Genomic DNA, 18,813 nt, shown 5'->3' on the forward strand with positions numbered 1-18,813 from the left:
TTTTATATGATCTATAAATTCTTATAAATCATTAACTTATCAACAAAACACAGTCAACTTCGGTACAGCCATCCCGAGAAACAATTGAATCGATTCAATTCATTGAAATACACTCAGGCAGCACCAACCCAATCGACTCAATCCCTCCCACCCATGCCCAGTCGAGATGCCATGCACAGTCTCAGCAAGGACCTGTCCCTCTCCGCCGTGATCGCCGGCCTGATCGCCGTGATCATTTCCTACGCCGGCCCCTTGATCATCGTGTTCCAGGCCGCCCGCGAAGCCCATCTGCCCAGCGACCAGGTGTCATCGTGGATCTGGGCCATCTCCATCGGCAGCGGCCTCACCGGCCTGCTGCTGAGCTGGCGCCTGAAAGTGCCGGTGATCACCGCCTGGTCCACCCCCGGCGCGGCGCTGCTGGTGTCGATGCTACCCACGGTGTCGCTGCCCCAGGCCATCGGCGCCTACATCGTGGCCTCATTGCTCATCGCGCTGGTCGGGCTTTCCGGGGCCTTCGACAAGCTCATGAGCCGCCTGCCCAAGGCGATTGCCGCCGCCATGCTGGCGGGCATCCTGTTCCGCTTCGGCGCCGGCCTGTTCACTTCGGTCAGCCTGCAACCGGCCCTGGTGCTGGCGATGATCGCCGCCTATTTGCTGGGCAAGCGCCTGTCACCCCGCTACGCGATCCTCGCGGTGCTGCTGGTGGGCTGCGCGATGGCCGCAGGCCTGGGCGAACTCAATGGCGGTGCCATCACCCTGGCGGTGGCCCAGCCGATTTTCATCGCTCCCGAGTGGAGCTGGCACGCCATCATCAACATCGGCCTGCCCCTGGCCCTGGTCACCCTGACCGGGCAATACGTGCCGGGCATGGCGGTAATGCGCAGCGCCGGCTACAACACCCCGGCCCGCTCGATCATTTCCTGGACAGCCATCACCTCGGCACTGCTGGCGCCGTTCGGCTCCCACGGGATCAACCTGGCGGCCATCACCGCTGCCATCTGCACTGGCCGCGAAGCCCATGAAGACAAGGACAAGCGCTACATCGCCGGGATCGCCTGCGGCCTGTTCTACATCCTCATGGGGATTTTCGGCGCGACCCTGGCCTCGGTGTTCGCCGCCCTGCCCAAGGAACTGATTGCGGCACTGGCCGGCCTGGCCCTGTTCGGCGCCATCAGCGCCGGATTGAGCGGCGCCATGGCCGACGAAAAACAGCGTGAAGCGGCGCTGATCACCTTCCTGGTCACGGCATCGGGCATGAGCTTCCTGGGCCTGGCCGCCGCGTTCTGGGGGTTGATCTTCGGCCTGGTGGCGCACTTTGCCCTGAGCCACACCCGGCACAAACCCAGCCTCGCCCAGGCCAGCGCCCCACGCTGAGCAGAGCCCGGGCCGGGAACTGTTACCGATTGCGAAACTGTTCATGTCAATAAAAGCGCTTTCTCTCCCGGAGACGGCGCTTTATCCTTAGCCCCCTAATAAAGCTGAACCGTTTCATCTTTCCCTTTGAAATCAGTGGCCTGCCGTTCTCGATCAACCTGCATCGATGCTACGCGCCATGCCCTTGCTTCTGCCTATTCCTAGAAAAAGACCTTATCCGAATGCCTATGCCCACTTTTCAGCGTTTAAAAGACAGCGCTGTCCTGACTTCCGTCGCCCTGCCCAAGAGCCTGAGCCTGCTCGGCGCCCTTGGATTTGCCGCCTGCGCCCAGGCCGCACCGGCCTTCGACAGTGACTCACCGTGGATGCTCGGCGATTGGAATGGCACCCGCACGGAACTGGCCAACAAAGGCTACGACTTCAAGGTCGACTACGTCGGCGAGATGGGCGCCAACCTGCACGGTGGCTACGACCACGACCGCACCGCGCGCTACAGCGACCAGTTCGCCTTCGGCAGCCACCTGGACCTGCAGAAGATCCTCGGCTGGGACGACGCCGAATTCCAACTGACGGTGACCAAGCGCGACGGCGACAACATCAGCAACGACCGGATCAACGACCCGCGGGTCGGCGGCTTCACCTCGGCCCAGGAAGTCTGGGGCCGCGGCCAGACCTGGCGCCTGACGCAAATGTGGTACCAGCAGAAATTCTTCGACCAGAAGCTCGACATCAAGGCCGGCCGCTTCGGCCAGGGCGAAGACTTCAACAGCTTCCCCTGCGACTTCCAGAACCTGGCGTTCTGCGGCTCCCAGGTGGGCAACTGGGCCGGCAGCGTCTGGTACAACTGGCCGGTCAGCCAGTGGGCGCTGCGGGTCAAGTACCACCTGAGCGCCGAGCTCTACGCGCAGATCGGTGCCTATGAGCAGAACCCCTCGAACCTCGATCGCGACAACGGCTTCAAGCTCAGCGGCAGCGGCACCCAGGGCACACTGTTGCCAGTGGAACTGGTGTGGACACCCAAACTCAACGGCCTGGCCGGTGAGTACCGCGCCGGCTACTACTACAGCAGCGCCAAGGCCAGCGACGTCTACAAGGATGGCAATGGCCAGCCTGCTGCCCTGACCGGCGAGGCCTACCGCAGCAGCTCCAGCAAGCACGGCCTGTGGCTGGGCGCGCAACAGCAGGTCACCAGCCAGGCCAGCGACCACTCCCGCGGCCTGAGCCTGTTCGCCAACGTCACCGCCCACGACAAGAAGACCAACGCCATCGACAACTATGTCCAGGCGGGCCTGGTCTACAAGGGGCTGTTCGATGCCCGGGCCAAGGATGACATCGGCTTTGCCCTGGCCCGGGTCCATGTCAACCCGGCGTACCGCAAGAACGCCCAGGCCAGCAACCAGGCCCGGGCGCTCTACGACTACGACAACCCGAGCTACCTGCCACCCCAGGACACCGAATACAGCGCCGAGCTGTACTACGGCGTGCACCTGGCCAACTGGCTGACCGTGCGCCCCAACCTGCAATACATCCGCCACCCCGGGGGCGTGAGCCGGGTGGACGACGCCCTGATCGGCGGGATCAAGATCCAGAGTTCGTTCTAAGGCCGACAGGCACACAACGACGCCATTCACAGTTTTCAGCTGAACCAAGCCCGCGCCTGATCGTCATCTACAGTGAACATGCGCGGGAACACTCTAAACGTCACGGAGAACCACACTATGAGCACTGAGGGTGCTTCAAGTCCGAGCCGCTTGCTGCCAAGCCTGCTCGGGATCTTGCTGCTGCTAATGGGCCTGGCCTTGCTGGCCGGGGGGATCAAGCTGAGCATGCTCGGCGGCTCGCTGTACTACGTTTTGGCCGGTATCGGCCTGACGTTGACCGGCCTCTTGCTGCTGGCCGGTAAACGCGCAGCACTGGGCCTGTACGCCCTGGTACTGTTCGCCAGTACCGTCTGGTCGCTATGGGAAATCGGCCTGGACTGGTGGCAACTGGTGCCACGCCTGTCGCTGTGGTTCGCCCTCGGCGTGGTCCTGCTGCTGCCCTGGTTCCGTCGCCCGCTGCTGCGCGATGGCCCGGCCCCGCTGGGCACCGCTGCCCTGAGCGTGGCCGTGGTCCTGGCCGGTGGCGCCGCCATTGGCAGCCAGTTCACCAACCCCGGGGAAATCTCCGGTGACCTGGGCCGCGACACCGCGGACATGACCAGCACCGCGCCGGCCATCCCCGACGGTGAATGGCAGGCCTACGGCCGCACCGAGTTCGGCGATCGCTACTCGCCGCTGAAGCAGATCACCCCGGCCAACATCGGCAAGCTGCAGGAAGCCTGGCGCATCCGCACCGGCGACATGCCGACCGACAAGGACCCGGTGGAAATCACCAACCAAAACACCCCGCTGAAGGTCAACGGCAAGCTCTATGCCTGCACCGCCCACAGCAAGGTGCTGGCCCTGGACCCGGATACCGGCAAGGAAATCTGGCGCTTCGACCCGCAGATCCAGGGCCCCAACGGCGACGACTTCCGTGGCTGGGCACACATGACCTGCCGTGGCGTGTCGTACTACGACGAAGCCAACTTCAAGAACGCCGACGCCATCAGCCAGCCGGCCACCCTGTCCCCCGCGGGCCAGGCCATCGCTACCAGCTGCCCGCGTCGCCTGTTCCTGCCTACCGCCGATGCGCGCCTGATCGCCATCAACGCCGACACCGGCAAGGTCTGCGAAGACTTCGGCACCAAGGGCGCCGTGGACCTGAAGGCCGGTATCGGCCCATTCACCCCGGGCGGCTACTACTCCACCTCCCCGGCGGCCATCACCCGTAACCTGGTGATCATTGGCGGCCACGTGACCGACAACGAGTCGACCAACGAGCCGTCCGGCGTGATCCGCGCCTTCGACGTGCACGACGGCCACCTGGTGTGGAACTGGGATTCGGGCAACCCGGACGAGACCACTCCGCTGCCGGAAGGCAAGACCTATACCCGCAACTCGCCGAACATGTGGTCCCTGGCCAGCGTCGACGAGAAACTGGGCATGGTCTACCTGCCACTGGGCAACCAGATGCCTGACCAATGGGGCGGCAACCGCACCGCGGGCGCCGAGAAATTCAGCGCCGGCACCGTGGCCCTGGACATCGACACCGGCAAGCTGCGCTGGAACTACCAGTTCACCCACCACGACCTGTGGGACATGGACGTGGGCAGCCAGCCGACCCTGCTCGACATGAAGACTGCGGACGGCGTCAAGCCGGCGCTGATCCAGCCGACCAAGCAAGGCAGCCTGTACGTGCTGGACCGTCGCGATGGCACCCCGATCGTGCCGATCCGTGAAGTACCGGCCCCCACCGGCGCTGTCGAAGGCGACCACACCGCGCCAACCCAGGCCCGTTCGGACCTGAACCTGCTGCCGCCGCCACTGGACGAGAAAGCCATGTGGGGCGCGACGCCGTTCGACCAGATGCTGTGCCGCATCCAGTTCAAGGAGCTGCGCTATGAAGGCCAGTACACCCCGCCGTCGGTGCAGGGCAGCCTGATCTACCCGGGTAACGTGGGCGTGTTCAACTGGGGCAGCGTGTCCCTGGACCCGGTTCGCCAACTGCTGTTCACCAGCCCGAACTACATGGCCTTCGTTTCCAAGCTGGTGCCGCGTGCCGAAGTGGCTGCCGGGAGCAAGCGCGAAAGCGAGACCTCGGGCGTGCAACCCAACACCGGCGCGCCTTACGCGGTGATCATGCACCCGTTCATGTCGCCGCTCGGCGTACCTTGCCAGGCTCCGGCCTGGGGCTACGTGGCCGGTATCGACCTGACCACCAACAAAGTGGTGTGGAAGCACAAGAACGGCACCAGCCGTGACAGCTCGCCGATCCCGATCGGGCTGCCGATGGGCGTGCCGAGCATGGGCGGCTCCATGGTTACCGGTGGTGGCGTGGGCTTCCTCAGCGGCACCTTGGACCAGTACATCCGCGCCTATGACGTGAAGAACGGCAAGGAGCTGTGGAAGTCCCGCCTGCCAGCGGGTGGCCAGGCCACGCCGATGAGCTACACCGGCAAGGATGGCAAGCAGTATGTGCTGGTGGTCGTGGGCGGCCACGGCTCCCTGGGCACCAAGATGGGCGACTACATCATTGCCTACAAACTGTCGGAATAAGCTTTACCGGCAGGCATGAAAAAGGTGGCTACCTTCTGGTAGCCGCCTTTTTTTGTGCCGTTCGCCCTCTGCGTAGGAGCTGGCTTGCCAGCGAAGGCGCGGGCCCGGGCGCTGCATGGCTTGCGGGCCTCTTCGCCGGCGAGCCGGCTCCTACAAGGGGCTTGTCATTCCATCTTGCTCGACCGGCAGCCCTTCAAAGGAAGGTCACCGAAAATTCCTACAACTCACGTCCCATCGCATCACCTTGCCCCTCAAGGGCTCTGCCCTTAAGGTCTGGGGGGTCATTGAAAACTCAGTGACAGGGGTGTGGAAGCCCCCCATATCGTCAGGCGCGCAAAGCACCAGCAAATGCCTGACCTGTTTGTAGCCTGCACTTTGGACAAAGCCGTGGAGCAATACATGCCCCTCACCAGCAACGACTACAACATCCCCGCCCTGCTGGTGGACACCCAGGCCCCGCTGGACGCTCTCCACGAAGCCGCCGCGCACCGCATCCGCTCGGCCACCCAGTTGCTGGAGAACATCGCCAGCCACGACAACCTGCAGAGCAACCCGGCCCTGCTCCAGGACTTCGCCCAGCTGTGCGTCATCCCCCTGCGCGATGGCTGCGACCTGCTGGACGTACTGGGCCGACGCCTGCAGGAACAACTGCTGACCTGACCCCGGCTCCAGGACCGGCAGCGCCTCGCCGGCCCTCTCAAGCGGCCGTGCTCGCCTGCCCAGCAGTCCCGTAATTGCAAAGAGACATTAGCCCATTTGTGCTAATCGACCCTCCCCCAACCCAGGGCTATAGTGCCGGGCAACCATCTGATCTCCCCACCGCTGCCAGCCTGCCGTGTCGGGAGCGGCTGCGCCGTTGAAAACACAACAACACCAAGGAAGATTCATCATGAAACTCCAGTCCAGCCTCCGCCCCGTTGCCCTGCTCAGCCTCCTGGCACTCGCCCTGGGCGGTTGCGCCATCGCCAAACCGAGCAACGACGACCTCAAGAACCGCGCCCAGATCACCCTTGGCAAGCCGGTTTCCACGGTTTCCAACGTACGCAGCGACGCGTCCCAGACCTACTTCACCGCCAGCACCAGTGCCGGCGAATACAATTGCGTACTGCCCAGCGGCGGCATGGTCGCCTTCGCCACCATGGGTGGAGCGGTAGCGCTGCCGGCCGAGTGCAGCAAACAATAAACCGCTAGCCCCTGGGCCAACCAGGTTCGCCGCGGCGGGCTGCCCCGGTGTAGCAGCGGGACAGCGTCGGGCGAGCACCGCTCCCTCCTGAAAAGGTCCTGAGTTGATGAAACCCCGTCTCTTCATGGTGACAGGCCTGGCCCTGCTCGCCTGTACCCTGATTGCCTGCGCGCCGCGCCAAGGGCGAACCCTGGATGAATACCCGCCTGTCAAGATTCCCACCGTGCAGTACCCCGACGAGCCCTTCGACACCCAGGCCGCGCGCGCCGCGCTGCAACCCGGCACCGCAACGCTCACCGGCAAGTTCTGTATCGTCGGCAATGACGGTATCGAAGACAGCCGCGACGTCGAGATCTATCTCTACCCGGCCACCCCGCACCTGCAGGCCTGGCACAAGTTGCGCGCGTCCCAACCCGAAGGCGCCCCGGTGAGCATGGTCCCCGAGGCCCTGGCCGTGCACCGGGTGACCCGCACCGACGGCAACGGCATCTTCCAGTTCACGGGGCTGCAACCGGGCCGCTACTTCGTCCAGGGCCACGATATGGTGTACGGCACCAGCCGCTGGAACGAGTACGTGGGCACCGGCCAGAGCAACACCAACTACGGGCCGGTGACCACTCACTACTACACCGAGCGCAGTTCGATCTCTTCGTACTCGGGCATGCTGGATGACTTCGTCGAACTGGCCAGCGGCGAGAACAAGAAGCTGACCATGACCAACTACCCCCTGCTTATCCCGTGCCGGACCTGGTAACCGTCTCTGGCGCCGCAGCCCTGTGGGCAGGCACCAGCGGTGCCTCGCGCAGGGCTCGCAAGGTGCTGCGCAGTTCCACCGGCCGCACCGGCTTGGACAGGATGGCGATGTTGCGGTCGTGCAGGGCGGCGTGGATTTTCTCGATGTCGTGCCCGGTGATGATCAGCGCCGGCACTTCCCAGCCCCGCTGCTGGCGGATGCTGTCGATGCATTCGATACCCGAGGCCCGGGTGCCCAGGTCATAGTCGGCGACGATAATGTCGCAATCGGTCAGTAGGTTCTCCCCGCTCGATTCGGCCTGGACCACGCAGCCCCAGCGCTCCAGCAGCGCCGAAGTGGCCAGCAGCACGTTACGGTCATCCTCCACCAGACAGACCCGCAGCCCGGTCAGCAAGCCGCTCTGCAACGCCTCGTCACGACCGTGCAAACGCTGTGGCGCGGCCAGTGACAGGCCGTGCAGGCTGACCGTGGTGCCGTGGTCGACCCGCGAACGAATCGTCACCTGCAGGTCAGTCATCTGCCCCAGGCGCTTGACGATGGACAGGCCCAGGCCGACGCCTTCGACGTCCTTGTCCCGTACCTGGCGAACCCGGTAGAACTCATCGAAGATCTTCGGCAGATGCTCCTCGGCAATCCCCCGGCCCTGGTCATAGATGACAATGGCCAGGCCTTGGCCACGCCGGCGTACGCCAATCAGCACCGGCCGTTCCGCGGCGTACTTGAAGCAATTGGACAGCACGTTCTGCACCATGGTCGCCAACAGCCCCGGGTCGACCCGCACCCAATGGGCGCAAGGCCGCAGCCGCAGTTCGACACCCGCCCAGCGCGCCGCCTCGGAATTCTGGCGCACCAGGTCGCGCAGCAGTTCGCCCAGGTGGACGGTTTCGTACTTGGGCTGCACCCGCCCGTTGTCCAGGGTGTAGAGGTCGAGGATCGAGCGGAACAACTGCGAGACGTTGAGCAGCGAACGATCGATGTTGTCCACCAGGCGCCGCTCATCCACCCCCAGGCTGGCTTCGCGCAGGCAGGCGGTGAACAGGCCGATGGAGTGGATCGGCTGGCGCAGGTCATGGCTGGCCTGGGCCAGGAAACGGGATTTTTCCAGGTTGGCGGCAATCGCCTCTTCCGAAGCCAGGCGAGTGCGCTTGAGCAGGATGTGAGCGTACACCGGGATCACCGTGCTGGTAATCATCAGCATCAGCACCATGTAGGGCTGGGCCTGCCAATAGGGGGTCAGCAGGTAGACCATGAACAGCGCGAACAGCGCCAGCACGGTGGCGATGGCCAGGTAGCGCGAGCCGAAACGCATGCCATTGCCCAGGTTGACCCAGACCATCACCGCATAGATCGGCAGCGCCCCCTCGCCGCCTACCACCAAGCCGTAACAGGTGCCGGTGTAGTCATAGACCATGCCCAGGATGCGCCGCGCCGGGTAGTGCCCGGGCCAACGGGCAATGGCCATGCGCAGCACGATCGACCCCAGCATGAACAGGGAAATGTAGATCATCACCGGCACGTAGGGATCCACATCCTGCCCCGGCAGGAAGCCGATCACGCCAAACCAGACCAGGGCGCATCCGGCGACGATAATCCGCAGGGTGGCCTGATCGAGTTCACTGTCTTTCTCAACTTTCATGCAATCACCTCCTTGTGCAATATGCGCTGCCGTGGTCTTTTGCCGTTCGGCAAACTGGCCCATAGGACACGACCAGCGGGCAGTTACAACACCGTGCGCCAAGTTAGCATGCCCACAGGACTGGATGTTTCAAGGAGTTTCAAACATGACATGCCGGATTATCGTCGCCGACGACCACCCGTTGTTTCGCGAAGGCATGCTGCGCACCATCCAGCGCTTGCTGCCCGATGCCGTGCTCGAAGAGGCCGGCGACCTGGCTGCGGTAATGGCCCTGGCCGAGAGCGGCGAGGAGCCGGACTCGCTGATTCTCGACCTGCGCTTTCCCGGCCTGACCTCGGTCAGCATGATTGCCGGCCTGCGCCAGCAATTGCCGCGCACCTCGATCATCGTGGTGTCGATGGTCGACAACCAGGACCTGATCGCCGAAGTCATGGCCGCCGGGGCCGACGGTTTCATCGGCAAGAGCATCAGCCCGGACGAGATCGGCCAGGCGATACAGGCCATCCGCGAAGGCGAAGTGGTGGTCAAGTACGCGCCTTCCGGCCTGCTGCTGCCCCTGGACGCCTGCGCCGAAGTGAGCCAGCTGACCACCCGACAACAGGAAGTCCTGCGCCTGATCGCCCAGGGCAAGACCAACAAGGAAATCGCCCGAGAGCTGGATATCTCGCCGTTCACCGTGCGTATCCACGTGTCTTCCCTGCTGCATACCCTCAAGGTGCCGTCGCGCGCCGCGGCGGCGGTGAAGTTCGCCGGCACCTGGTAAACCGGGACAATCGGGGCCGCGCTATCGGGCGGCCTGCACCAGAATGCCAAGACACTGTTGGTCAGCGCGCGCCGTTAATGCTGGGAAGACCTGCGCAAATGAGGCAGCATCGGTTCTGGCACGCCGGTATAAACGCCATGGCATTGGGCGGCACGCCAGGAACAGCGTGCTGGCGCGACCGCCCTCGCAGGAGAAAGACATCATGAGCACGGATAAACGTGATGAGTTGTTTGAACGGTTACACCACTGGTTCGGTGACTCGGAAGCCGCCAACTGGAACGAATACACCACCGAGCAGGTGGCCAAGGGAGTCCTCCACGCCTTTACCCCGTCGCAATGGCAACGCCTCGGCGAAACCCTGCTGTCGCGCCCCGAGTACTGGCAGCACCGCTGCGCGGTGTCCCTGGGAGAGTTGCGCAGCCCGCCAGCCATCGAGCTGCTGAAACGCCTGCTGGTGGATTCGCCCTACCTGGACGTGAGGGTCATGGCGATCTATGAACTGGACTGGTCGGAAGCGGCCATCGAGCCCCGCTATGCGCCCTGCATCCTGGAAATCATGGACAACCTCAGTGAGGAAGGCATAGAGCCGGAGCTGCAAAGCCTGTTGACCAAGGCCGAGTCCGCCGCCCCCTGAGCGCGCCCCCTGGATGGCCATTCGGCCATCCAGCTATCAGCTCGACACCCGGGAGTTCACCAGCCAGCGCTCAAAGGCCTCGGTCGGCAACGGTCGGCTGATCAGATAGCCCTGCACCGTGTCGCAGCCCCAGCTTTCCAGCAATTTCAGGCAATGCTCATATTCCACGCCTTCGGCCACCACCTTGAGCCCCAGCTTGTGGCTCATTTCAATGGTGGAACGCACGATCACCGCATCGCCGCTGGTTTCATCCAGATTGCGGATGAACGACTGGTCGATCTTCAGCTCCTGCACCGGCAGGCGCTGCAACTGCGCCAGGGATGAATAACCGGTACCGAAATCGTCCACCGACAGGCTGATGCCGCAGCCGCGCAAGCGTTGCAGCACGGCCAGGGCCTGCTCCGGGTCGCGCATGATGGCGCTCTCGGTGATCTCGAACACCAACTGTTCGGCTGCCACCTGATAGCCCTCAAGGTAATCGCTGACCCGTACCTCCAGGCCGTCGTCCTCCAGGTCGCTGGCCGATATGTTCAGTGACAGGCGTACGGGCAGGGCCCGGCGGTTCCACTCCGCCAACTGGCGGATACAGGCTTCGATGACCCAGGCGGTGAGGCTGTGCATGCTGCCGGTGCGCTCGGCCAGGGGAATGAATTCCGCCGGCGAGACCACGCCGAACACCGGGTGCTGCCAGCGCAGCAGGGCTTCGGCCTGGTGCAGGTAGTCCCGGCGCAGATCGAGCTTGGGCTGGTACAACAGGAACAGCTCACCTTCGGCGGCCGCCCGGCGCAGGTCGCGGATCAAGCTGATCTGCCGCTGGTGAGCCAGGTCTCGGTCCTGCTGGTAGACCTGCAAGTAACCGGGCTTGAGCGAAGCATCATGGCGGGCGATGGCGGCGCGGCTGATCAGTTCCTCGGCGGACTTGCCGTCGGCGGGGTACACCGCCATTCCCATGCAGATCTGCCGGCGCACCTCATCGCCCTGGATCAGTTGCGGCCGGCTGAGCAGGTCATGCAGCCGGTCAGCCATGGCCATGGCCCCGTCCAGTTCGGTGTCCTCCAGCAACAGGAGGAATTCACTGGCGGTGATCCGGGCCGCCGTATCGCCCTGGGACAATACTTCCCGCAGGCGCCGGCTGAGCTCGCCCATCATCTGGTCCAGGCCTTCTGTGCCAAAGCCTTCGTTGATCGCCCGATAGTTGTCGATGCCCAGGTAGAGCAGCACCACATTGCGCCGGGCGGCAATGGCTTTGGTCAGGCGTTCGATGGCCAGGGCCCGGTTCGGCAGCCCGGTCAGCGGATCATGCAGAGCGTTGTGGGCCAGTTGCCGTTCGCGGGTGGCAATGGCGCTCTGCATGGCGTTGAAGGCATCTGCCAGCACCCCGAACTCGTCGCTGCGCTTGATGGTTACCGGGGCCTGATAGTTACCGGCACCGATGCGTCTTGCCGCCTGGGCCAGGTCTTCCAGGGGCCGCGATACCCGCCGCGCCATCAGCAGGGCGCAGACCAGGGAGACCACCAGCGCCACCATGGCGATCCACATGAACTCCCGGTCCAGCGGGGCAAAGGCCTGCAACGCCTGCTCCAGGGGACTTTGCAGCAAGGCCATGACCCGCGGATCGCCGGCATCCCCGGTATTGGCCAGTTGCAAGGCCTGGTTGAGGAAACGCTGGCCATGGGTCTCGCTCAACTGCGGCAGGGATTGCCACAGGGAGTCGGCCAGGACATTGATGATGGGCGACCAGAAGAACTCCGGCTGGGTGCTGAACAGCTCGCCGGGATGCTGACCATCGACCGTCAGAAACGACACTTCCAGGTTGCTCATGGAGCGCAGTTCCTGGGCAAACAGCTCATCCATGGGAAAGCCCATCACTACTCGGGCGATGGGTAGCGACTCCAGCACTTCCCCCTGGACCAGCAGATAGGGCCGGCCCTTGATTGCGACGAAGAGCATGTGGGTGTTGTGCCGCATGGCCCGGCGCAGGGCCTGGTCGTAGGGAAAGTGCTGGTCCCGGGCGATCACCGGCAGGGTGCTGGCGATGACCCGGCCCTCGGGGCTGAGCACGAACATCTCGCTGGAGCGGATGCCGCCGCTATGCTGGGCCAGGGCGGCAAGGATATCCACCGGCTTGCCGCTGAGCACCGCCCGGCGAAACTCGGAATCCACCACCAGCCAGTCGACACCGTACTGCAGGTTGCGACCGCGCAAGTCCAGCAGCCGTTCGAATACCCGGGTGCCGATCTTCAGTTGCAATTGCGCCTGGCGCTCCACCGCTTGGGTGGTGGCGGTCTTGACCGCGAAATACACCGCGGCAATCAATACCAACAGCAATAGCGCCAGCACCCCGACAATCCTTGCCTGAAAGGTTCGGCGCCACTTCATAAGGCTGCTCTCAGTCGCTCCAAGTCCCCGGCGGGCCTTGAAAAGGCCGACGCGGATAACCCCTGCCGGAAGCTGAAAAATCCCTTCTTCATACCCATCCCTCTGAGAAGCTGAATGCGCGCGTCAAATAAATGCCAGCTTCATTCCGGCATTCCGGGCAATCAGATTAATCCTCAAACTACACAAGATCACGCAATAAAACAGGTGACATCGCAGTCATTTTATTGACAACCCATGTCAAGCAGCCCCTTCAAGTGAGCTTGAATCCCTTCGCAAAAACCCCCAGGCATGCAGCAAGAACAGCCTAGACCGCGGCTATGCAACGCTTCTCTGCCAGGGCAAGGGGCGATGCAGCGGCATTTCCCACCGATTCGGAAAAACGCTGAAACCAGTCCCCCATTGAAACCCGCGGCGACCTGCCCCATCTAAGCTGCATAGTCCATCGCGCAGGAGCCTCCATGAGCGACCAGCAAGAATTTCCCGAAGATCCACGTGACTACGTCGATCCGGAAAACACCGAACACCAGGCTGCCCATGGCACCGGCCTGGCCCTGCCCGGACAGAATCTGCCGGACAAGGTCTACATCATCCCGATTCACAATCGTCCCTTCTTTCCTGCGCAAGTATTGCCGGTCATCGTCAATGAAGAGCCCTGGGCCGAAACCCTGGAACTGGTGAGCAAATCCGAGCATCACTCCCTTGCCCTGTTTTTCATGGACACCCCGCAGGAGGACCCGCGACACTTCGATACCTCCGCGCTGCCGGAGTACGGCACCCTGGTCAAGGTCCATCACGCCAGCCGTGAAAACGGCAAGCTGCAGTTCGTTGCCCAGGGCCTGACCCGGGTGCGCATCCGCACCTGGCTCAAGCACCATCGTCCGCCCTACCTGGTGGAGGTCGAGTACCCCCATCAGCCCAGCGAGCCCACCGACGAGGTCAAGGCCTACGGCATGGCGCTGATCAATGCGATCAAGGAGCTGCTGCCGCTCAACCCGCTGTACAGCGAAGAGCTGAAGAACTACCTCAACCGCTTCAGCCCCAACGACCCGTCGCCCCTGACCGACTTCGCCGCCGCCCTGACCTCCGCCACCGGCAACGAACTGCAGGAAGTGCTGGACTGCGTGCCCATGCTCAAGCGCATGGAAAAAGTCCTGCCGATGCTGCGCAAGGAAGTCGAAGTGGCGCGCCTGCAGAAAGAGATTTCCGCCGAGGTCAACCGCAAGATCGGCGAGCACCAGCGCGAGTTCTTCCTCAAGGAGCAGCTCAAGGTGATCCAGCAGGAGCTGGGGTTGACCAAGGATGACCGCAGCGCCGACCTGGAGCAGTTCGAACAGCGCCTGACTGGCAAAGTGCTGCCGCCCCAGGCGCAGAAACGCATCGACGAGGAAATGAACAAGCTGTCGATCCTGGAGACCGGTTCGCCGGAATATGCGGTTACCCGCAACTACCTGGAATGGGCCACGGCCGTGCCCTGGGGCGTCTTCGGCGACGACAAGCTCGACCTCAAGCACGCGCGCAAGGTGCTGGACAAGCACCACGCCGGGCTCGACGACATCAAGAACCGGATCCTCGAATTCCTCGCGGTGGGCGCCTACAAGGGCGAGATCAGCGGCTCCATCGTGCTGCTGGTAGGCCCACCCGGTGTCGGCAAGACCAGCGTCGGCAAATCCATCGCCGAATCCCTGGGGCGGCCGTTCTACCGCTTCAGCGTCGGCGGCATGCGTGATGAAGCCGAGATCAAGGGCCACCGCCGCACCTACATCGGCGCCCAGCCGGGCAAGCTGGTGCAGGCCCTCAAGGAAGTGGAGGTGATGAACCCGGTGATCATGCTCGACGAGATCGACAAGATGGGCCAGAGCTACCAGGGCGACCCGGCCTCGGCCCTCCTGGAGACCCTGGACCCGGAGCAGAACGTCGACTTCCTCGATCATTACCTGGACCTGCGCATGGACCTGTCCAAGGTCCTGTTCGTGTGCACTGCCAACACCCTGGATTCGATTCCCGGCCCGCTGCTGGACCGTATGGAAGTGATTCGCCTGTCCGGCTACATCACCGAAGAAAAACTGGCCATCGCCAAACGCCACCTGTGGCCCAAGCAGCTGGAAAAGGCCGGTGTCGCCAAGACCAGCCTGAGCATCAGCGACAGCGCCCTGCGCACGGTGATCGATGGCTACGCCCGGGAAGCCGGGGTGCGCCAGCTGGAGAAACAACTGGGCAAGCTGGTACGCAAGGCCGTGGTCAAGCTGCTGGACGAGCCGGACGCCACGATCAAGATCGCGCCCAAGGACCTGGAGGCTTCCCTGGGCATGCCGGTGTTCCGTAACGAGCAGGTCCTGAGCGGCACCGGGGTCATCACCGGCCTGGCCTGGACCAGCATGGGCGGCGCCACCCTGCCTATCGAGGCCACGCGCATTCACACCCACAACCGCGGCTTCAAGCTCACCGGGCAACTGGGGGATGTGATGAAGGAATCGGCGGAGATCGCCTACAGCTACGTCAGCTCGCACCTCAAGCAATTCGGCGGCGACAGCAAGTTCTTCGACGAAGCCTTCGTCCACCTGCACGTTCCCGAAGGCGCCACCCCCAAGGACGGCCCCAGTGCCGGGGTAACCATGGCCAGCGCCCTGCTGTCCCTGGCGCGCAACCAGCCGCCGAAGAAAGGCGTGGCCATGACCGGCGAGCTGACCCTCACCGGCCACGTGCTGCCGATTGGCGGGGTGCGCGAGAAAGTCATCGCCGCGCGGCGCCAGAAGATCCACGAGCTGATCCTGCCGGAGCCCAACCGCGGGCATTTCGAAGAACTGCCGGACTATCTCAAGGAAGGCATCACCGTGCATTTTGCCAAGCGTTTTGCCGACGTGGCCAAAGTGCTGTTCTAACCCCTTTCGCCGCAAGCCGGCTTCTGCAGGGCCCCCCTCGCAGGAGCCGGCTTGCCGGCGAACAGGCCATAACCGCCAACCTTTATTCCCCTCCCCACACCGCCCATCATCTTCAGTTATGCTCGCCGTTCGTCATGAATGATCGGAGCTTCCTGCCCCATGCCCACACCCCGCCTTCTTGCCCTGCTCAGCCTCGCCCTGCTGACCGCTTGCGCCAGCCAGCCCAAGCAGAACGTCACCGTTGAAAACCAGAGTGAATGCCCGCTGCAACTGCACAATGGGCAGAACCTGATCCTCACCCTGCCAAGCAACCCCACCACCGGTTATCGCTGGGCGATCCAGGATTCGGCCGGCGGCATCCTGCGCAAGGTCAGCCCCGAGGTCTACAGCAACCCCGAAGACACCGGCCTGGTGGGCAGTGGCGGGCAGTCGACCTGGCGTTTCCAGGCCTTCGCCAGCGGCCAGGGCCGGCTGCTGCTGACCTACCAGCAACCCTGGGCACCGGAAGAGGCCCCGGTGAAGGCCTTCGACTGCTCGATCACGGTGAACTGACATGGGCTGGCTGATACTGGCGCTGATGGGCGCCGCCACCTTCCTCTACGGCGTCAGCGTGCATGCCACCCTGCTCTGCCTGCTGGTCAAGCCACTGCCGGTGCTGGCCCTGCTGGGCTGGCTGCACGATGCACCGCCCGGGGACTACCGGCGCTGGATCATCATCGGCCTGCTGTTCTCGGTGCTGGGGGATGTCCTGCTGGCCTGGCCCACGGACCTGTTCGTGTTCGGTCTCGGAGCCTTCCTGGTGGCGCACCTGGCCTACCTCAAGGCCTACCTCAGTGACTGCCGGCGCCCGGCGCTGCTGCCCTTGCTGGTGGCACTGGCCATTGGCGCGGTGCTGTTGAGCATCCTGATCTCCCACGGCCTGGGGCCGTTGTTGGTGCCGGTGATCGTCTACGCCCTGACCATCAGCGCCATGCTCTGGCGCGCCCTGGCACGCCTCGGCTCAGCGGTGCCCACGCGGTCCGCGGTACTGGCAGCGCTGGGCGCCCTGAGCTTTGCCTTCTCCGACAGCCTGATCGGCATCAGCCGCTTCGTGCTGGCCTTCGACGCCGCGCCCTACCTGATCATCATTTTCTACTGGCTGGGCCAGTGGGGCATTGCCGCTTCGGCGTTCAGCCAGAAGCCGCGCTGAGCCGCCTGCGCCGGCAGGCCGGTCCCTACTCTCCGTAGGAGCCGGCTTGCCGGCGAAAGGACCACACCTTGCGTCGCCCTTGCGCCCCTGAAGGCCCTGCGGGCCTTATCGCAGCCTGCGGCAGCGGCTACAATGCCGCCCTCTTTTTATCTCCATCGCCGGAACCGCCGTGAGCAAAGAACCCGACCGCCTTTTCGCCCAGCCACTGGCCCAGGTGCCCGACTTCGCCTTCAACGAGGATGTAGTACGGGTGTTCCCGGACATGATCAAGCGCTCGGTGCCGGGTTACCCGACCATTGTCGAGAACCTCGGGGTGCTGGCGGCGCAGTTCGCCCAGCCCAACAGCGTGCTCTACGACCTGGGCTCTTCCCTGGGGGCAGTGACCCAGGCCCTGCGCCGCCATGTGCGCACGGATGGCTGCCGGGTCATCGCGGTGGACAACTCCGCAGCCATGGTCGAACGTTGCCGGGAATACCTCAACGGCCAGGATTCGATGTTCCAGGAGCTGCTGCCGGTGCAGGTGATCGAGGGCGATATCCTGGCCCTGGAATTCCAGCCAGCCTCGGTGGTGGCCCTGAACTTCACCCTGCAGTTCATCGCCCCCGAGCAGCGTCTGGCCCTGCTGGGGCGCATCCGCCAGTCACTGCTGCCCGGTGGCGCGCTGATCCTTTCGGAGAAGCTGCGCTTCAACGATGGCCAGGAACACGCCCTGCTCACCGACCTGCACATCGCCTTCAAGCGCGCCAACGGCTACAGCGAACTGGAAATCGCCCAGAAGCGCAGTGCCATCGAAAACGTCATGAAGCCCGACAGCCTCGAAGAACACCGCGAACGCCTGCTGGCTGCCGGGTTCTCGAAAGTCGTGCCGTGGTTCCAATGCCTTAACTTTGCCTCGTTGATTGCCCTGCCATGATTGATCTGTCCCCCCTCGCTCGCCGTCTGGCGGGTACGCCCCTGGCCACCTGGGCCAATGGGCTGCAAGCCCAGCTCGACGCCAAGATGGAAAAAGGCCATGGCGACCTGGAGCGCTGGCAAAGCGCCCTGGATGCATTGCCCAAGATCCAGCCCAGCGAAATCGACCTGATCAATGGCCTGCGCCTGGACACCGACTGCGACGACGCCACTCGGGCGCAGATGCGCACCGCACTGATGGGCCTGTCGCCGTGGCGCAAGGGCCCGTTCGACCTGTTCGGCGTGCACGTGGACACCGAATGGCGTTCGGACTGGAAGTGGTCGCGGGTCGCCCCGCACCTGGACCTTGAGGGCAAGCGCATCCTCGATGTCGGCTGCGGCAATGGCTACTACATGTGGCGCATGCTTGGCGCCGGCGCCCACAGCGTGATCGGCGTCGACCCCAACTGGCTGTTCTTCTGCCAGTTCCAGGCGGTGCAGCGTTACTTGTCGGAGCCTTCGGTGTGGCACCTGCCGTTCCCCTTCGAAGACCTGCCGGCCAATCTGGAAGGCTTCGACACCGTATTTTCCATGGGGGTGTTCTACCACCGCCGTTCGCCCATCGAGCACCTGCTGGCGCTCAAGGACTGCCTGGTCAAGGGCGGTGAACTGGTGTTGGAAACCCTGGTGGTGGAAGGCGATCAGCACCAGGTGCTGGTGCCGGAAGACCGCTACGCGCAGATGCGCAACGTGTGGTTCCTGCCGTCCGTACCGGCCCTGGAACTGTGGCTGCGGCGCGCCGGGTTCAGCGACGTGCGGTGCGTGGATGTCAGCGTGACCAGCGTCGAGGAGCAGCGCGGGACCGAGTGGATGAAGTATCAGTCCCTGAGCGACTTCCTGGACCCCACCGACCACAGCAAGACCATCGAAGGCCTGCCGGCGCCGATGCGTGCGGTGATAGTCGCCAAGAAATAACCCCGCCTTCCCCCGCA

General features: G+C 64.0%; 15 protein-coding genes. 13 read left to right on the forward strand and 2 right to left on the reverse strand.

Going from position 1 to position 18,813, the window contains the following annotated elements; genetic code table 11:
• The first annotated feature begins 171 nt into the window (after window positions 1-171).
• The 6 genes from BLS75_RS11195 to BLS75_RS11220 all read left to right on the forward strand — a co-directional run bounded on the left by BLS75_RS11195 (window position 172) and on the right by BLS75_RS11220 (window position 7,450).
• A complete protein-coding gene (locus tag BLS75_RS11195; RefSeq protein ID WP_053153559.1) occupies window positions 172-1,374 on the forward strand; it encodes a benzoate/H(+) symporter BenE family transporter in 1,203 nt (400 codons plus the stop codon).
• 227 nt (window positions 1,375-1,601) lie between these two features.
• The gene (locus tag BLS75_RS11200) at window positions 1,602-2,975 is read left to right on the forward strand and encodes a carbohydrate porin (protein ID WP_072450856.1); all 1,374 of its coding nucleotides are present in this window, start codon (window positions 1,602-1,604) and stop codon (window positions 2,973-2,975) included.
• 117 nt (window positions 2,976-3,092) lie between these two features.
• Window positions 3,093-5,513, forward strand: coding sequence for a glucose/quinate/shikimate family membrane-bound PQQ-dependent dehydrogenase (locus tag BLS75_RS11205; RefSeq protein ID WP_015636854.1), 2,421 nt, complete (start codon window positions 3,093-3,095; stop codon window positions 5,511-5,513).
• A gap of 348 nt (window positions 5,514-5,861) precedes the next feature.
• Window positions 5,862-6,173 (forward strand): hypothetical protein, encoded by a 312-nt coding sequence (locus BLS75_RS11210; RefSeq protein ID WP_072450857.1) that lies wholly within the window; start codon window positions 5,862-5,864, stop codon window positions 6,171-6,173.
• A gap of 229 nt (window positions 6,174-6,402) precedes the next feature.
• Window positions 6,403-6,696 (forward strand): hypothetical protein, encoded by a 294-nt coding sequence (locus tag BLS75_RS11215; protein ID WP_015636856.1) that lies wholly within the window; start codon window positions 6,403-6,405, stop codon window positions 6,694-6,696.
• 106 nt (window positions 6,697-6,802) lie between these two features.
• On the forward strand, window positions 6,803-7,450 hold the full coding sequence (locus BLS75_RS11220) for a carboxypeptidase-like regulatory domain-containing protein (protein WP_072450858.1): 648 nt from the start codon (window positions 6,803-6,805) through the stop codon (window positions 7,448-7,450).
• On the opposite strand, the gene BLS75_RS11225 is transcribed toward BLS75_RS11220, so the two are convergent.
• The gene (locus BLS75_RS11225; protein WP_053153562.1) at window positions 7,428-9,086 is read right to left on the reverse strand and encodes an ATP-binding response regulator; all 1,659 of its coding nucleotides are present in this window, start codon (window positions 9,084-9,086) and stop codon (window positions 7,428-7,430) included. The two genes, BLS75_RS11220 and BLS75_RS11225, sit on opposite strands and share 23 nt — an antisense overlap.
• A 145-nt stretch (window positions 9,087-9,231) precedes the next feature.
• On the opposite strand from BLS75_RS11225, the gene BLS75_RS11230 reads away from it, so the two are divergent.
• Together BLS75_RS11230 and BLS75_RS11235 are read left to right on the forward strand one after the other, a co-directional pair.
• Window positions 9,232-9,849 (forward strand): LuxR C-terminal-related transcriptional regulator, encoded by a 618-nt coding sequence (locus BLS75_RS11230; protein ID WP_072450859.1) that lies wholly within the window; start codon window positions 9,232-9,234, stop codon window positions 9,847-9,849.
• Window positions 9,850-10,051: 202 nt separating this feature from the next.
• The gene (locus BLS75_RS11235) at window positions 10,052-10,483 is read left to right on the forward strand and encodes a hypothetical protein (protein ID WP_072450860.1); all 432 of its coding nucleotides are present in this window, start codon (window positions 10,052-10,054) and stop codon (window positions 10,481-10,483) included.
• A 36-nt stretch (window positions 10,484-10,519) separates the two neighbouring features.
• On the opposite strand, the gene BLS75_RS11240 is transcribed toward BLS75_RS11235, so the two are convergent.
• The gene (locus BLS75_RS11240; protein ID WP_072450861.1) at window positions 10,520-12,862 is read right to left on the reverse strand and encodes a putative bifunctional diguanylate cyclase/phosphodiesterase; all 2,343 of its coding nucleotides are present in this window, start codon (window positions 12,860-12,862) and stop codon (window positions 10,520-10,522) included.
• 458 nt (window positions 12,863-13,320) lie between these two features.
• Here BLS75_RS11240 and lon point away from each other — a divergent pair, with 458 nt between their 5' ends.
• The 5 genes from lon (at window position 13,321) to cmoB (ending at window position 18,796) form a co-directional block, all read left to right on the forward strand.
• Entirely contained in the window at window positions 13,321-15,741 is a 2,421-nt protein-coding gene (gene lon, locus BLS75_RS11245) for an endopeptidase La (protein ID WP_011063176.1), read from the forward strand.
• 159 nt (window positions 15,742-15,900) lie between these two features.
• On the forward strand, window positions 15,901-16,293 hold the full coding sequence (locus BLS75_RS11250; RefSeq protein ID WP_011063177.1) for a protease inhibitor I42 family protein: 393 nt from the start codon (window positions 15,901-15,903) through the stop codon (window positions 16,291-16,293).
• Between the two features lies 1 nt (window position 16,294).
• Window positions 16,295-16,930 (forward strand): lysoplasmalogenase, encoded by a 636-nt coding sequence (locus BLS75_RS11255; protein ID WP_011063178.1) that lies wholly within the window; start codon window positions 16,295-16,297, stop codon window positions 16,928-16,930.
• A gap of 169 nt (window positions 16,931-17,099) precedes the next feature.
• Entirely contained in the window at window positions 17,100-17,843 is a 744-nt protein-coding gene (gene cmoA, locus BLS75_RS11260; RefSeq protein ID WP_019093109.1) for a carboxy-S-adenosyl-L-methionine synthase CmoA, read from the forward strand.
• Window positions 17,840-18,796 (forward strand): tRNA 5-methoxyuridine(34)/uridine 5-oxyacetic acid(34) synthase CmoB, encoded by a 957-nt coding sequence (gene cmoB / locus BLS75_RS11265; protein WP_072450862.1) that lies wholly within the window; start codon window positions 17,840-17,842, stop codon window positions 18,794-18,796. The genes cmoA and cmoB overlap by 4 nt, the downstream gene beginning before the upstream one ends.
• The last annotated feature ends 17 nt before the right edge of the window (window positions 18,797-18,813 follow it).

The organism is Pseudomonas sp. NFPP12, assembly GCF_900103205.1.
Classification (GTDB): Bacteria; Pseudomonadota; Gammaproteobacteria; order Pseudomonadales; family Pseudomonadaceae; genus Aquipseudomonas; species Aquipseudomonas protegens.

What these genes read in the sequence shown, in the direction of transcription:
- BLS75_RS11230 (WP_072450859.1), top strand. Translation starts at nt 9,232, where the DNA reads ATGACATGCCGGATTATCGTCGCCGACGACCACCCGTTGTTTCGCGAA.
- BLS75_RS11195 (WP_053153559.1), top strand. Translation starts at nt 172, where the DNA reads ATGCACAGTCTCAGCAAGGACCTGTCCCTCTCCGCCGTGATCGCCGGC.
- BLS75_RS11225 (WP_053153562.1), bottom strand. Translation starts at nt 9,086, where the DNA reads ATGAAAGTTGAGAAAGACAGTGAACTCGATCAGGCCACCCTGCGGATT.
- lon (WP_011063176.1), top strand. Translation starts at nt 13,321, where the DNA reads ATGAGCGACCAGCAAGAATTTCCCGAAGATCCACGTGACTACGTCGAT.
- BLS75_RS11200 (WP_072450856.1), top strand. Translation starts at nt 1,602, where the DNA reads ATGCCCACTTTTCAGCGTTTAAAAGACAGCGCTGTCCTGACTTCCGTC.
- BLS75_RS11205 (WP_015636854.1), top strand. Translation starts at nt 3,093, where the DNA reads ATGAGCACTGAGGGTGCTTCAAGTCCGAGCCGCTTGCTGCCAAGCCTG.
- BLS75_RS11255 (WP_011063178.1), top strand. Translation starts at nt 16,295, where the DNA reads ATGGGCTGGCTGATACTGGCGCTGATGGGCGCCGCCACCTTCCTCTAC.
- BLS75_RS11250 (WP_011063177.1), top strand. Translation starts at nt 15,901, where the DNA reads ATGCCCACACCCCGCCTTCTTGCCCTGCTCAGCCTCGCCCTGCTGACC.
- BLS75_RS11220 (WP_072450858.1), top strand. Translation starts at nt 6,803, where the DNA reads ATGAAACCCCGTCTCTTCATGGTGACAGGCCTGGCCCTGCTCGCCTGT.
- cmoB (WP_072450862.1), top strand. Translation starts at nt 17,840, where the DNA reads ATGATTGATCTGTCCCCCCTCGCTCGCCGTCTGGCGGGTACGCCCCTG.
- BLS75_RS11235 (WP_072450860.1), top strand. Translation starts at nt 10,052, where the DNA reads ATGAGCACGGATAAACGTGATGAGTTGTTTGAACGGTTACACCACTGG.
- BLS75_RS11215 (WP_015636856.1), top strand. Translation starts at nt 6,403, where the DNA reads ATGAAACTCCAGTCCAGCCTCCGCCCCGTTGCCCTGCTCAGCCTCCTG.
- BLS75_RS11210 (WP_072450857.1), top strand. Translation starts at nt 5,862, where the DNA reads ATGCCTGACCTGTTTGTAGCCTGCACTTTGGACAAAGCCGTGGAGCAA.
- BLS75_RS11240 (WP_072450861.1), bottom strand. Translation starts at nt 12,862, where the DNA reads ATGAAGTGGCGCCGAACCTTTCAGGCAAGGATTGTCGGGGTGCTGGCG.